Source organism: Microbacterium sp. LMI12-1-1.1 (genome assembly GCF_040676455.1).
GTDB lineage: Bacteria > Actinomycetota > Actinomycetes > Actinomycetales > Microbacteriaceae > Microbacterium.
The window spans coordinates 1,845,146-1,857,996 of the sequence record NZ_JBEGIA010000001.1 but is presented as its reverse complement, the minus strand read 5'-3'; the positions used below and the strand labels follow the sequence as shown (position 1 = coordinate 1,857,996).

Genomic DNA, 12,851 nt, shown 5'->3' with positions numbered 1-12,851 from the left:
CGGAACCCCGTCCGCGACCAGCCGCCTGATCAACGCCCAATCTTCCAAGGAGATCACCCACCCAATCTGGTCTGGGTGGCCTAGTTTTCAAGCGTCGTTTTGGCCGGGTTCTCGAACGTCGCCGACAGTCTGACCTGGGAAATGAAGAAACCCCCTCCATATAGAAGCTAGGAGAGGGTTTCAGTGGCTCCGCCGGGCGTCGATCCCGTGACCTCACGGTTTTCAGTTGATGAATGAGCCAAGCCCTAGTGGGAATCGACCCAGGCGGCCAGGGTTTCGACCGCCTTCCGGCCCTCGGCGGTGAGCACGTGACGGTAGGGGTCTGATGCCTCCGGGCTGCCGTGACCGCTGACACCCGCGGACGCTGACCACGGGATTCCGGCGTGCTCGGAGAGCGTGACGTACGAGTGGCGGAACCAGTGCGTGGTCGCGCCCGGTCGGTCGACGCCCGCGCGAGCCAGCGCCGTTCGCAGGTCGGTGTTGTCGTCGGTGTTCGTCTTCGGCGAGCCGTTCGCACGATGCCAGATCAGCCCGTGCGGGTTCGGACCGAGATCCGCGTCGCGATGAGCGCGCAGCTGCTTGATCGCCGACTCGGTGAGGGGGATCTCGCGGGGCTGCGTATTCTTCGGACGTACGAGCACGTGTCGATCCTCGAGTGGTACCCAGTCGAGGTCTGCGGCGAGATTGATTCGTCGCTGCGGGCAGTTCCCCGCACGATTCCTGCCGCATTCGCCATCACAGCCGTGGGTGAACGTTGCATCGGTCAGCGACCACGCCACGCTCGCGATGCCCCGATCAAGCTCGATGTCCTCCCAGCGGAGCGCACGCGCCTCGCCGCTGCGCAGTCCGGTGAGTAGCGCGAGCGTCCAACGCGGATCGCCCGCTCCGAGCAGCGTGCGAGCCTCCTCGCGTGTGAGCGAGGACCGGGCCTTCCCTGGGCGCGTGCGTCGGGGAGGGGTGAGTGCGGCGACGTTCTCGGCAATGAGGCGTTCCGCCCTCGCATGCTCGAGCAGGCTCACCAGTGTGCGATGCGCGCTCGCGACCGTGGAGTCTCCGGCGCCGCGTTTTCGCACGGTGGCGTGCATGCGTCGCACGTCGGCGGGGGTGAGGTCGGCGGCGATGCGATGACCGAGGACCGGGAGGATGCTTGCCTTGAGGTTGGATCGATACCCGGTCAGCGTCTTCGGCTTCGTGCGGCCGGTGACGTCATCGAGCCAGGCCTGAGCCAGGTCGCTGACGCGCGTGGAGCGATCAAGGACCAGGCCCATCGAGTCGCGCTCCCGCAGCATGAGGTTCAGCTTCTTGACGGCCGCGTCCTTGGTCTTGGACATCCGCGCCTTCTGCAGTCGCGCGCCGCTCTCCGGGTCGAATCCGACGTCCACTACTGCGCGCCACATCTTTCGGCTCTCGACCCAGTACAGGGCTCCTTGGCCGTGCTCACGCGACTTCGGCATGCCCGCATCGTAGCAACAGGTATACACATAGGTGTTCACATAGCGATGGCGTGCTGTGGCGAGGTGTGTCGCGAGAAGGCCGGAAATCCGCGGAAATTGATCCGCAGAGTGCCCCATCAGTTGGGTGGTCTCCGATTGGGAAGCAGAAGTTCTGCCATTGAACTACAGCCCCGGACGCCGGATCCCGGCGCGTGGCAAGGATAACAGAGCGGATGCCGTGGGCACGAAGTCGCGGCATCCGCCCGTGTCGATCAGAGCGATGCCTCGATGATGCGCGCGCTGGCCGCGGCGCCGTCCTCGTCGGCGTACGCCCGCTGCACGTCCCGGGCGACGGAGCGGATGCCGGGGTCGGACAGCACGCGGCGCACGGCGTCGAGGAACTCGGGCGATCCGGCACGCTTCGGCGGGATCGCGATGGCGTGTCCGCGCTTCTCGCACATGCGCACGTGCCAGGTCTGCTCGGGCTGCAGCCCCATTCCGACGAAGGGGATGCCGGTGGCGCACGCCGTCTGCACGGTTCCCTGTCCGCCGTGGAGCACCGCCGCGTCGACGAGACCGCCGAGCCGGTGAGCGGGAAGGAGATCGGTGATGTGGACGTTCGGCGGGAGGTCGTCACCCGGTTCGAGGTAATGGGCGATCGGGGCGACGACGTTCACCGGCAGCGTGCCGAGCGCGCGGGCCGCACGCAGGGCGAGTTCGCGGTTGGCCGACGAGCCGAGCCCCAGATAGACCAGCGGCTCGGCGGCCGCTGCGAGCTGCTCGACGATCTCGGGAAGCGGAGCGTCGATGTGGGCGAAGATCGGACCCACGCGCTCGAAGCCGTCGGGCAGGGTGAAGCCGTCGAGCTCCCACGGCATCTCGGTGATCAGGTTCCGGTCCGCGGTGATGAGGGAGGCGACCGTGCGCAGCGGCGGCACGCCGTTGTCCGCGGCGACCTGGGCGAACGCCCGAGGCGCGAGCGGAGCCTTCGTGTAGATCCACCGGAAGGCCGCCGTGGCCAGCAGATCGGCGAACCGGGCGAGCCTTCCTCGTCCGCCGACGAGGAACAGGTGGCGCGCCTGCCGCACCTGCGGCTCGGTCAGCGCGAACGGCACCGGGTAGAAGAGCGGCACCTGCTCGGCGCGGGCCGAGATGTACGACGTCAGGTTCGATCCCGTCACGACGGCGGCGGCGGAGTGCTCGCGGATGAGCTGCCGTTCGACGTCGACGCGGGCGCCCACGAGCTCGCGCGTCAGCGGGCTCTTGAGAGTCTTGCCCTGGTCGAACGCGATCAGCTGGTCCCGCTCGCGCGACGTGAACACCGGCGTGCACGGGACGTACTCGAACCCCGCCTCGCGGATGAGTGCGACGTAGTCGTCCTCATAGCCCATGAAGACGATCCGGTGCACGGGATCCATGGCTCGTGCGACCTGGATCATGCGCGTGGTCTCGGCCAGGTTGAACGTCACCGGGCAGAAGAGCACGGTCGCCATGTCATCCCTCTCTGTCGGGGCCGGCGCATGGGTGGGTGCACGCCGGGCGGCGGCATCCGTCATCGTCGTCTCGAGCGTAGGGCCCGTCACGTTCGGTCGGCGAGGACGCCGCCCGGATAGGCTGGCTGCGTGCTGCTCAGTGACCGCGACATCCGGCTCGAGATCGACGCGGGACGCATCGGGCTCGATCCGTGGGACCCGGCGATGGTGCAGCCCTCCAGCGTCGACGTGCGGCTCGACCGGTACTTCCGTCTCTTCGACAACCACAAGTACCCGTTCATCGATCCGGCCGAGGACCAGCCCGAGCTCACGCGGCTCATCGAGGTCGACCCCTCCGAGCCGTTCATCCTGCACCCCGGCGAGTTCGCGCTGGGGTCCACGTTCGAGCAGATCTCGCTCCCCGACGACATCGCGGCCCGCCTCGAGGGCAAGTCGTCGCTCGGTCGTCTCGGCCTGCTGACGCACTCGACCGCCGGCTTCATCGACCCGGGGTTCACGGGTCACGTCACGCTCGAGCTGTCGAACGTCGCGACGCTCCCGATCAAGCTGTGGCCGGGCATGAAGATCGGGCAGGTCTGCTACTTCCGGCTCACCTCGCCCGCCGAGAGCCCCTACGGCTCCGGTCCCTACGGCAACCGGTATCAGGGTCAGCGGGGGCCCACGGCATCGCGCTCGTTCCAGAACTTCCACCGCACGAACGTGGGGGACAGGGATGCCGGGAGCCGCGGCTCCTGAACGCTCAGGGCGTCGGCTCGACGATGCTCGGCTCCCGCGCGTAGACCCGCACGTTCGGCCCCTCGAGCACGAACTGGAGCGACGTGCCCAGCGGGAAGCGCTCGCGCAGCTCGTCGGGCGACGACTGGACGACCTCCAAGGACGCCGACGCCGGATACGACCCGGCAGCACAGCTGCCCGCACCGAACCCATCCGGCGGGGTCAGGATGTAGAGGCAGGTCTGGGAGCTGCCCGGTACGACGGATTGGCGAAGAGACAGCACGCGGAGGCCGTGGAAGTCGTCGAAGACGCGGCCACCCGAGGGGCGTACCCCGAAGGACTCGTCCGGCCACTCGGCCTCCGCATCCTCGCTCAGGACGGCGACTCCGCCCTCCTCGATGTTCTGGATCCAGGTGGACAGCCCCGCGCCGATGAGCAGGGCGGCGACGACCGAGGCCGCCCACAGCACCGGGATGCGGCGCCACCATGGCCGGACCGGCGCGTCCGTGGACATATCCGAGGTCGGAGCGTCATCACCGCCGGGGTCGGTCGCCGCCGGTCCGGCATCGGCGTCCGCAGCTTCGGAGACGCCGCGCCGCACTCCGGCGCCGGCAATGGCACCGGGTGGCGTCGCCGCCCCGGCCATCGGTGCGGGAGCACCGGATCCCAGTGCGGGTTCAGCCGAGGCCGTGGCGGCGCGGTGCGCGCCGGCTGCGGCATCCGTCCCCGCTCCGTCCTCGCCTGGGAGCGGCGGCTGACGGACAGCCGCCCCGGGTGCGACTGCCCGCGATGCCCCATCGGCGCCGATCTCTGCCGGCGCGCCGCCTGCCGCCGTCTCGACGCGGGTTGCCGCCTCCAGCCCCGGAGCGGCGTCGGCTGCCGGCGCGGTCGACCCGGCTCGCGCGGCAGACGCCATGGCCTCGAGCTCGTGCAGCCGCGCCAGCGCTGCGGGATCGGAGTGGATGTCGGCATCGCGCCCGTAGGCGCGCGCCTGGAGAGCGCGGAGCTCGTCCAGCGGCAGGTCGGTCGGCGTTGACATCGAGGCCATCCTCCCTCACCCCGGGGGCGAAGGCGATCGTGCGCCGACGGGCCGCAGCATCGTGTCGGGCAGCGTGCCGGGCGAGGGATGTGCGGCGGGCGATCCCCAGATCGCCCGCCGCACGGACGAGCCCGCGCCCCCACGTCGTGCCCGTCCTCGGAAACGGTCCCTGTCCTCAGACGGGATGCCGCGCCCACGCTTACTGCACTCCGCAGTATAGGCTCGATCGCGCGCCGGCGGGATTTTTTTTACGCTCTGCGACGGAAGCCGATGCGAAGAGGAAGGAGCCCACCGTGGCCGATCGCGAACTCTCGACCACGGGCTACCTCATCCTGGGCCTCCTGGCCGACCACGACTGGTCGGCCTATCAGCTCGCCGAGCAGCTCGGTCGTGGCGTCGCCGAGCTGTGGCCGTCGGCGGACCGGGGTCGCTACGCCCTGCTCAACCGCCTCAGCGACGAGGGTTTCGTGCACACCCGACAGGAGCACACCGGCAAGCGGGCGCGCACCATCTACTCGATCACGACGGCCGGTCGGGAGGCGCTCGCCGCCTGGCTGAGCACGCCGGTGCGCCCGCCGACCCTGGAGTTCGAGGGCATGGTGCGGGTGCTGCTCGCCGACCAGGGGTCGGTCGAGGACCTCCGCCGCACGCTCGCGCAGACGAAGGAGCGGGCTCTTGCCAACCGCGAGATGTTCGCCCGCTACGCCGCATACATCAGCGCCACAGGTGGCACGTTCCCCGAGCGCCGCCACCTCTTCGCGCTCGCGAACACCTTCATGATCGGCCACTACGAGCACATCGTCGCGTGGGCGGACTGGGCCGAGGACCAGATCGCGTCGTGGCCCGACACGGTGACCCCCGCCACCACGCACGGCGACCAGGTGCGCGAGATGCTCGCCCCCGGACGCGACGCCCTGCAGGGCGACGCCCCGGAGGCCTGAGACTCACACCGCGGAGCGCAGCGGCAGCTCCAGCTCGAAGACGCATCCTGCCGCCGCATTGCGGACGGTGGCGGAGCCGCGATGCGCGTCGGCGACGCCGCGGACGATCGCGAGGCCGAGCCCGGCGCCGGCATCCGTCGGCCGTGCTGCGCTGCCACGCCACCCTGTCTCGAAGACGTGCGGCAGGTCGTCCGCGGCGATGCCGCCGCACGCGTCCGCGACCGCGATGCGGAATGCGCCGTCGTGCAGTTCGACGGTGGTCTCCACCATCGAGCCGGACGGCGAATGACGGATGCCGTTGGCCACCAGATTCGCCACGGCCCGCCGCAGCTCCGGCGCGGCGACCCGCGCGCGCACGCCGGTCTCGGCGCGCCCCGCTAGCGTGACGCCGCCGGCGTCGGCGAGCGGACGCAGCGACGCCACGGTGTCGGACACGAGATCGCCGACATCGACGTCGGTGCGTTCGAGGGCGACCGACGGCGCCTGCAGCCGGGAGAGCGTGAGGAGGTCGTCCACCATGTCGCTCATGCGCTCTGCGTTGCGCTGGATCGTGGTGGCGGCCGCGGCGGTGTCGGGCAGCACGCCGTCGTGGATGCCCTCGGCGGTCGCACGGATGCCGGCGAGCGGCGTGCGCAGGTCGTGCGAGATCCACGCCACGAGGTCGCGTCGCTGTCCCTCGACCCGGCGCTCCGTCTCGGCGGCCGCGGCGGCGCGCTCGGCGGCGCGTGCGGCGGACTGGATGCGGGCGGCGATGACGATGCCGGCGGCGAGGGCGGCCGGCACGCTGGCGAGCAGCACGAGCAGCAGGCCGGTCATGTCGCCGGCGGTGAGGAGCATCGAGGCGGCGCCGACGACGACGCCCACCGCGATCGACAGCACGACCACGAGCGGGGCGACGATGGCGGCGGCCGCCACGCGCACGCGGGCGAGCGCCAGCACCAGCGCCGCGCCGACGATGCCGGTCGCCGCCGCGGCGCCGGCGGAGAACAGCAGGGCGTCCGTCGAGACGGTCATGGCGCGGCATCCCAGCGATACCCGACGCCGAACACCGTCACAAGCCGCCGCGGTGCCGCGGGGTCGTGCTCGATCTTGTCGCGCAACCTGCTCACGTGCACGGTCACGGTCGAGGGGTCGCCGAAGTCCCAGCCCCACACGTCCCGCATCAGGTCGTCCCGGCGCAGGGCGTCGCCGGGGTGGGCGACGAGCCACGAGAGCAGGTCGAACTCGCGCACGGTGAGCGAGAGCTCGCTGCCGGCCAGGTGCACGCGACGGGCGCGCCGGTCGATGACGAGGTCTCCGTCGACCGCGATGTCGGGCAGTTCCGCCGGGGCCGACAGGTCGGCGGCGGGCGAGACGCTGCGCCGCAGCACCGACTGCACGCGCAGCACCAGCTCCCGCGGGCTGAACGGCTTGGTCACGTAGTCGTCGGCCCCGACCTCGAGCCCGCGGATGCGGTCGTCTTCTTCGCCCCGGGCGGTCAGCATGACGATCGGGAGCCCGGGCGACCTCTGCCGCAGCCGGCGGCAGACCTCGAGGCCGTCGATGCCGGGCAGCATCAGGTCGAGCACGACGATGTCGGGACGATCCGCGATGACCGCCTGGAGCGCGTCGATCCCGTCCGCGGCCCGCCGCACGACGAGACCGGCGCGGCGGAGGTACGCGGCGACGACGTCGCCGACGTCCTCATCGTCGTCGACGACCAGCACCGTGCTCACGTGGTCAGGATAGGTCTCCGGCGGAGCGCCTGCACCGGTCCAGGCGCCTTCCCGCCGGTGCGAAAGGACTTCGTAAGGACTCGGCGAGGATGCCGTGCGTCTCAGTGGGCGGTGCGGACCCCGACGAGGTCGTGCACGAGCACCGCGGCGGCGCGGGCTCCCTGGCCGGCGGCGACGATGAGCTGCTGCGGACCCGGTGAGGCGGCATCCCCCGCGGCGTACAGCCCCGCGACGGACGTGCGCCCGGAGCGATCGGTGACCAGGTTGCCGAACTCGTCGCGGTCGAGCTCGATGCCGCCGACGAAATCGAGCGCCGGGTGCCACTGGGGTCGCACGAAGCCGCCGTCGATCTCGACGCGGGTGCCGTCGACGAGCCGCACGGCCGACACCGCACCGCGGTCGCCTTCGAGGTCGTCGATCGACCGTCTCTCGACGACGATCCCGGATGCCGCGAGCTCCGCCTCTTCGACCGTGTCGACGGCATCCGACCCGTTGGTGAAGACGGTGAGCCGGTCGGTCCAGCGGGCGATCAGCCGGGCGCGCGCGGCAAGGTCGGGCGTCTCGCCGATCAGCGCGAGCGGACGGTCCTGCAACTCCCACGCGTCGCAGGCGGCGCAGCTGAAGATCGTCATGCCGTAGAACGCGCGCAGGCTCGGGATGTCGGGCAGGGTCTCGCGGAGCCCGGTGGCCACGAGCACGGATCGCGCCGCGACGGCGGGCGGGATGCCGGAGCCCCGGCCGTGCAGCGCGGCGATGAAGCGCAGCCCGTCGCCGCCCTCGTTCTCGAGCAGCGCCGTGACGACGGTGCGATCGAGCACGCGCACGTTCGGGTAGGCGGCGAGCTCGGCGCGGGCGAGCTTGCGCAGCTCGAGCGGCGGCACGCCGTCGCGCGTGAGGAAGCCGTGCGAGCGCATCGTGGCGGCGTTGCGCGGCCGCCCGGCGTCGACCAGCACGACCGAGGCGCGGGCGCGCCCGAGGTTGAGGGCGGCCGAGAGCCCCGCGGGGCCGCCGCCGATGATGACGACGTCGACCTCGGTCGACTCCGCCGCGGGAAGGGGGTCAGTCATGGCCGTCTCCTTGGGGAGGAAGCGCCGCGATGACCGGGTGGTCCTTCGCGATGACGCCGGTCTTGGCCGCACCGCCGGGCGACCCGATGTCGTCGAAGAACTCGACGTTCGCGGTGTAGTAGTCCTGCCATTCGTCGGGCAGGTCGTCTTCGTAGTAGATCGCCTCGACCGGGCAGACCGGCTCGCAGGCGCCGCAGTCGACGCACTCGTCGGGGTGGATGTACAGCGACCGCTCACCCTCGTAGATGCAGTCCACCGGGCACTCGTCGATGCAGGCGCGGTCCTTCACATCGACGCACGGCAGGGCGATCACATACGTCACTGGACGAGCACTCCCCGTGAGATGCCGACCTGCTCGTCGCGCGGCACGACCTTGACGCGCTCGCGGGTGTGCACGTGGTTCGCGCCGAGGTCGCGCTCGTGCGCGTCGAGGGCGAGCCAGCCGTCCCACGTCGTGTACGCGACCTCGCGCTCGCCGAGCACGTCGAGCACGTCGCCGCCGACGGTCGGGGCCGACAGGCGCCCGGCCTCGACGTCGGACACGAGGTGCGCGATGGTCTCCATCGCGTCGGACTTCGTGTGGCCGATGAGCCCGACCGGCCCGCGCTTGATCCATCCGGTGGCGTAGAGGCCCGGGATCACCGGAGCCTCGGCGTCGCCGGTGGTCGCGGCGTCCTTCACACGTCCCTCGACGTTCGAGACGACGCCGGCCCTCTCGTCGAAGGGCGCGTCGATGACCGGCGTGCCGTAGTAGCCGACAGCGCGGTACACCTGCTGCACGGCGATCTCGCGGAACTCGCCGGTGCCGCGCACGCGTCCGTCGCCGGTCGGCTCGGTGCGCTCGAAGCGCAGGCCCTCCACGCGGCTCTCGCCGAGTACCGCCACGGGCGCGTGGTAGAAGTGCAGGTGCAGGCGCCGGCTCGCGCCCGTCGACTCGCGCGTGCGCCAGCTGTTCAGGACCCGCAGCATGACCTTGAGCTGGTTGTTGGCCGCGTTCGCGGGGTCGGCGTCGACGAAGTCCTCGTCGTGCACGACGATGTCGACGTTCGGCACCTCGCCGAGCTCACGCAGCTCGATGGGCGTGAACTTGATGTCGGCGGGCCCACGCCGACCGAAGACGTGGACGTCGGTGACCGCGGATGCCTCGAGACCGGCCAGCACGTTGTCGGCGATCTCGGTGGAACGCAGATCCACGGCGTGCTTCGCGAGCACGCGCGCGACGTCGAGCGCGACGTTGCCGTTGCCGATGACGGCGACCTCGCGCTGGTCGAGCGTCCACTCGGTCGGCACGTCGGGGTGGCCGTCGAACCAGGCCACGAAGTCGGCGGCGCCGTACGAGCCCGGCAGGTCGATGCCGGGGATGTCGAGGGCGGCGTCGCGGATCGCGCCGGTCGCGATGATCACGGCGTCGTAGCGTTCCTGCAGCTCGGCGAGCGAGATGTCGCGGCCGACCTCGACGTTGCCGATGAACCGCGTGGTGCCGGCGTCGAGCATCTCGTGCAGCGAGTTGACGATGCCCTTGATACGGGGGTGGTCAGGGGCGACGCCGTACCGGATGAGCCCGTACGGGGCCGGCAGCGACTCGAACAGATCGATCGACACGGACCCGCCGGCCTCGACGACCGAGTTGGTGAGGATGTTGCCGGCGTAGATCCCGGCGGGGCCGGCGCCGACGATCGCGACGCGGAGATTGCGGAGGCTCGAAGAAGTCACAGTGGGGGTTCTTTCGGGTCAGGCGGACGGAGCGCGCGTGCGGCCGGTCAGGCGCGCGGGCTGCGCTCGGGAGTGAGCGGGTCGTACGAGGACAGATCGAGGGTCGCCAGCGCTGCGGGTGCGTAGGGACTGAGCCGCACCACGTCGCCGACGACCACGACGGCGGGGGAGCGGATGCCGCGGGCCGCCGCCTGGTGGGCGATGGTCGAGAGCGTCCCCACCGTCACCCGCTGGCGCGGCCCGAAGCCGTCCTCGACGACCGCGACGGGGCAGTCGCCGCCGCGATCGCCGCGGGCCAGCGTGATCGCGGAGTTCGCCAGCGTGGCGATCCCCATGAGCAGGACGACGGTGTGGTCCGGCCCGCCGCCGAGCGACTCGATCTGGTCGTGGGCGGTCGCGACGGTGAAGGCGGTCGCGACGCCGCGGTGCGTGAGCGGGATGCCGGCGATCGCGGGCACCGAGATGGCGCTCGTGATGCCGGGGACGACCTCGACGGCCACACCCGCGTCCTGGCAGGCGGCGAGCTCCTCGCCACCACGGCCGAACACGTACGGGTCGCCGCCCTTGAGGCGGACCACTGTCTTGCCGTCCTGGGCGAGCTGGACGAGCAGGGCGTTGATGGCGTCCTGCGGCACGGCGTGGTGACCCGGCTGCTTGCCGACGTCGACGACGTCGCCCGGCAGGACCACGCCGTCGGCGGCGAGGCCGTCGAGCACGGCGCGCGCGCCCAGCCGGTCGGCCACGATGACGTCGGCGGCCTCGAGGGCGCGCAGCCCCTTGATGGTGAGCAGCCCGGCGTCGCCGGGCCCCGCGCCCACGAGCCACACCTTGCCGGCGGTCGTCGATTCCGGTCGTTGAGCGAGCTTGCGAGACGAAACGTCCTCAGCCGCATCGCGAACCGTGGGCGTTTCGTCTCGCTCGTTCCTCGCTCGCTCAACGACCGGCAGGGTTCCGGGCTCATCCGCGGTCATCGGGCGCCTCCCGTGACGAGCAGGCCGCGACGCTTCAGCATCCGTCGCTCGAGAGGTCCGAAGAAGACGAGCTCGATGAGGATGCCGATCGCGAGGATGACGATGATGGTGCCCAGCACGCCGGCCAGGTCGGCGAGCTCGCGGCTCTGGTCGAGCATCGAGCCCAGCCCGAAGCCGATGGTGCCGCCGGTCGCGATGATCTCGGCGGCCATCAGCGAGCGCCACGAGAACGCCCAGCCCTGCTTGAGCCCGGCGAGGTATCCCGGGAGCGCGGCGGGAAGGATGACGGCGGTCGCGAGCTGCCACCGCGAGGCGCCCAGCACGGTGCCGACCCTCCGCAGCTGCGGCGGCACCTGGTCGATGCCCGCGATCAGGCCGTTGACGATCGAGGGGATCGCACCCATGAGGATGACGAAGTAGACGGTGGCGTCCGACAGGCCGAACCAGATGATGGCGGCCGGCACCCATGCGACCGAGGGCAGCACCTGCAGGCCCGAGATGATGGGGCCCACAGCGCGGCGGATCGGCCGCACCTCGGCGAGCAGCAGGCCGATGGGCGTGCCGACGACGATCGCGATGAGGAAGCCTACGATGCCGCGCTCGAGGCTCGTCGCGACGGCCACCTGCAGGCGGCCCGAGTCCCACGCCAGGCCCAGCGCGTTCCACACGTCCACCGGCCCGGGCACGATGTCGGGCCGCGGCTGGGCGATCACGACGTAGAGCTGCCACGCGACGATGAGGATGATGACGAAGAGGATCGGCGGCACGACGCTGGTCGCGAACCGGCGCCAGGGGCCGGGCCCCAGGTCGGCATCCGTCTGGAGGTTGTCGAGACCGGCGGCAAGGCTGCGCAGGTCGTTCGCTTCGGTCGACGAGCGAGCTTGCGAGTCGAAACGCGCCGGCGAAGCGTCGTGCGTCGGCTCGTGGCGTTTCGTCTCGCTCGCGGTCCCTGAGCCTGTCGAGGGGCGCTCCCTCAACGACCGGACTGTGTCACGCGGCATTGCGGCGGATCTCCTTCCGCAGCTGGTCGGTGATCTCCACCGACAGGGCGGCGACCTCGGGCGACTCGATGCGGCGGCCGGTGGTCTTCGCGATGGTCCACTCCTGCACGATGCGGCCGGGGCGGCTTCCCATGAGCACGACGCGCTGGCCGAGCCGCGCGGCCTCGCGCACGTTGTGCGTGACGAACACGATGGTGCGGCCGGTCGCCCGCCAGACACGCTCGAGCTCTTCGTGCAGCAGGTCGCGGGTGATCGCGTCGAGCGCGGCGAAGGGCTCGTCCATGAGCAGCACCGGGCGGTCCTGGGCCAGAGCCCGGGCCAGAGCCACGCGCTGGCGCATTCCGCCCGACAGCTCGTGCGGGCGCTTCTCGGCCGCGTCCGCCAGGTTCACGGCATCCAGTAGCGTCAGCGCCTTCTCACGCCGCTCGCCGCGGGGGACGCCGCGCAGGCGCAGCGCCAGCTCGACGTTGCGGCGCGCGGTGAGCCACGGCATGAGCGCCGCCTCCTGGAACATCACGGCCGCACCCTCGGCGGGCGTGTCGATGCGCCCGGCGGTGGGCTTGTCGAGGTCCGCGATGAGATTGAGGAGCGTCGACTTGCCGCAGCCGGAGGCGCCCAGGAGGCACACGAACTCGCCCGGCGCGATGTCGAGCGACACGTCCTCGAGCACGACGGGCCCGGCGCCGAAGCGCTTGGAGACGCCGTCGATCCGCACCGCGGGTGCGGGCGCGGGTGCCGCTGCGGGCACGGGGGTGACGCTGTCG

The 12,851-nt window shown here is 71.4% G+C and carries 13 protein-coding genes; 2 read left to right on the top strand and 11 right to left on the bottom strand.

What is annotated here, in order from left to right; genetic code table 11:
• Window positions 1–245: 245 nt before the first annotated feature.
• Entirely contained in the window at window positions 246–1,454 is a 1,209-nt protein-coding gene (locus MRBLMI12_RS08620) for a tyrosine-type recombinase/integrase (protein WP_363355678.1), read from the bottom strand.
• A 251-nt stretch (window positions 1,455–1,705) separates the two neighbouring features.
• Window positions 1,706–2,926: a glycosyltransferase gene (locus MRBLMI12_RS08615; protein WP_363355676.1), complete on the bottom strand. Its 1,221-nt coding sequence runs from the start codon at window positions 2,924–2,926 to the stop codon at window positions 1,706–1,708.
• A gap of 129 nt (window positions 2,927–3,055) precedes the next feature.
• Here MRBLMI12_RS08615 and dcd point away from each other — a divergent pair, with 129 nt between their 5' ends.
• Entirely contained in the window at window positions 3,056–3,661 is a 606-nt protein-coding gene (dcd, locus tag MRBLMI12_RS08610) for a dCTP deaminase (protein WP_349425623.1), read from the top strand.
• A 4-nt stretch (window positions 3,662–3,665) separates the two neighbouring features.
• Here the strand turns inward: dcd and MRBLMI12_RS08605 are convergent, their stop codons facing one another.
• Window positions 3,666–4,679 (bottom strand): hypothetical protein, encoded by a 1,014-nt coding sequence (locus MRBLMI12_RS08605; protein WP_363355674.1) that lies wholly within the window; start codon window positions 4,677–4,679, stop codon window positions 3,666–3,668.
• 293 nt (window positions 4,680–4,972) lie between these two features.
• On the opposite strand from MRBLMI12_RS08605, the gene MRBLMI12_RS08600 reads away from it, so the two are divergent.
• On the top strand, window positions 4,973–5,620 hold the full coding sequence (locus MRBLMI12_RS08600; protein ID WP_363355672.1) for a PadR family transcriptional regulator: 648 nt from the start codon (window positions 4,973–4,975) through the stop codon (window positions 5,618–5,620).
• Between the two features lie 3 nt (window positions 5,621–5,623).
• Here the strand turns inward: MRBLMI12_RS08600 and MRBLMI12_RS08595 are convergent, their stop codons facing one another.
• The 8 genes from MRBLMI12_RS08595 to MRBLMI12_RS08560 form a co-directional block, all read right to left on the bottom strand.
• Window positions 5,624–6,634 carry a sensor histidine kinase gene (locus MRBLMI12_RS08595; RefSeq protein WP_363355670.1) on the bottom strand — a complete coding sequence of 337 codons (1,011 nt, stop codon included), beginning with the start codon at window positions 6,632–6,634 and terminating at the stop codon, window positions 5,624–5,626.
• Window positions 6,631–7,335, bottom strand: a complete 705-nt coding sequence (locus tag MRBLMI12_RS08590) for a response regulator transcription factor (RefSeq protein ID WP_363355668.1) — start codon at window positions 7,333–7,335, stop codon at window positions 6,631–6,633. The genes MRBLMI12_RS08595 and MRBLMI12_RS08590 overlap by 4 nt, the downstream gene beginning before the upstream one ends.
• A 101-nt stretch (window positions 7,336–7,436) precedes the next feature.
• Window positions 7,437–8,402: an NAD(P)/FAD-dependent oxidoreductase gene (locus MRBLMI12_RS08585; RefSeq protein ID WP_363355666.1), complete on the bottom strand. Its 966-nt coding sequence runs from the start codon at window positions 8,400–8,402 to the stop codon at window positions 7,437–7,439.
• Complete coding sequence (gene fdxA / locus MRBLMI12_RS08580) at window positions 8,395–8,724, bottom strand: ferredoxin (RefSeq protein ID WP_363355664.1); 330 nt, start codon at window positions 8,722–8,724, stop codon at window positions 8,395–8,397. The genes MRBLMI12_RS08585 and fdxA overlap by 8 nt, the downstream gene beginning before the upstream one ends.
• The gene (locus MRBLMI12_RS08575) at window positions 8,721–10,115 is read right to left on the bottom strand and encodes an FAD-dependent oxidoreductase (protein ID WP_363355662.1); all 1,395 of its coding nucleotides are present in this window, start codon (window positions 10,113–10,115) and stop codon (window positions 8,721–8,723) included. Before MRBLMI12_RS08575 ends, fdxA begins: the two co-directional genes overlap by 4 nt.
• Before the next feature lie 47 nt (window positions 10,116–10,162).
• A complete protein-coding gene (gene cobA / locus MRBLMI12_RS08570; RefSeq protein ID WP_363355771.1) occupies window positions 10,163–10,942 on the bottom strand; it encodes a uroporphyrinogen-III C-methyltransferase in 780 nt (259 codons plus the stop codon).
• Between the two features lie 140 nt (window positions 10,943–11,082).
• Window positions 11,083–12,063 (bottom strand): ABC transporter permease, encoded by a 981-nt coding sequence (locus MRBLMI12_RS08565; protein WP_363355660.1) that lies wholly within the window; start codon window positions 12,061–12,063, stop codon window positions 11,083–11,085.
• A 13-nt stretch (window positions 12,064–12,076) separates the two neighbouring features.
• Window positions 12,077–12,835, bottom strand: a complete 759-nt coding sequence (locus MRBLMI12_RS08560; protein ID WP_414686212.1) for an ABC transporter ATP-binding protein — start codon at window positions 12,833–12,835, stop codon at window positions 12,077–12,079.
• Window positions 12,836–12,851 lie beyond the last annotated feature (16 nt).

Excerpts from the sequence above, each read along its gene's own strand:
- MRBLMI12_RS08620 (WP_363355678.1), bottom strand. The coding sequence starts at position 1,454 with ATGCCGAAGTCGCGTGAGCACGGCCAAGGAGCCCTGTACTGGGTCGAG.
- MRBLMI12_RS08615 (WP_363355676.1), bottom strand. The coding sequence starts at position 2,926 with ATGGCGACCGTGCTCTTCTGCCCGGTGACGTTCAACCTGGCCGAGACC.
- MRBLMI12_RS08605 (WP_363355674.1), bottom strand. The coding sequence starts at position 4,679 with ATGTCAACGCCGACCGACCTGCCGCTGGACGAGCTCCGCGCTCTCCAG.
- MRBLMI12_RS08595 (WP_363355670.1), bottom strand. The coding sequence starts at position 6,634 with ATGACCGTCTCGACGGACGCCCTGCTGTTCTCCGCCGGCGCCGCGGCG.
- MRBLMI12_RS08585 (WP_363355666.1), bottom strand. The coding sequence starts at position 8,402 with ATGACTGACCCCCTTCCCGCGGCGGAGTCGACCGAGGTCGACGTCGTC.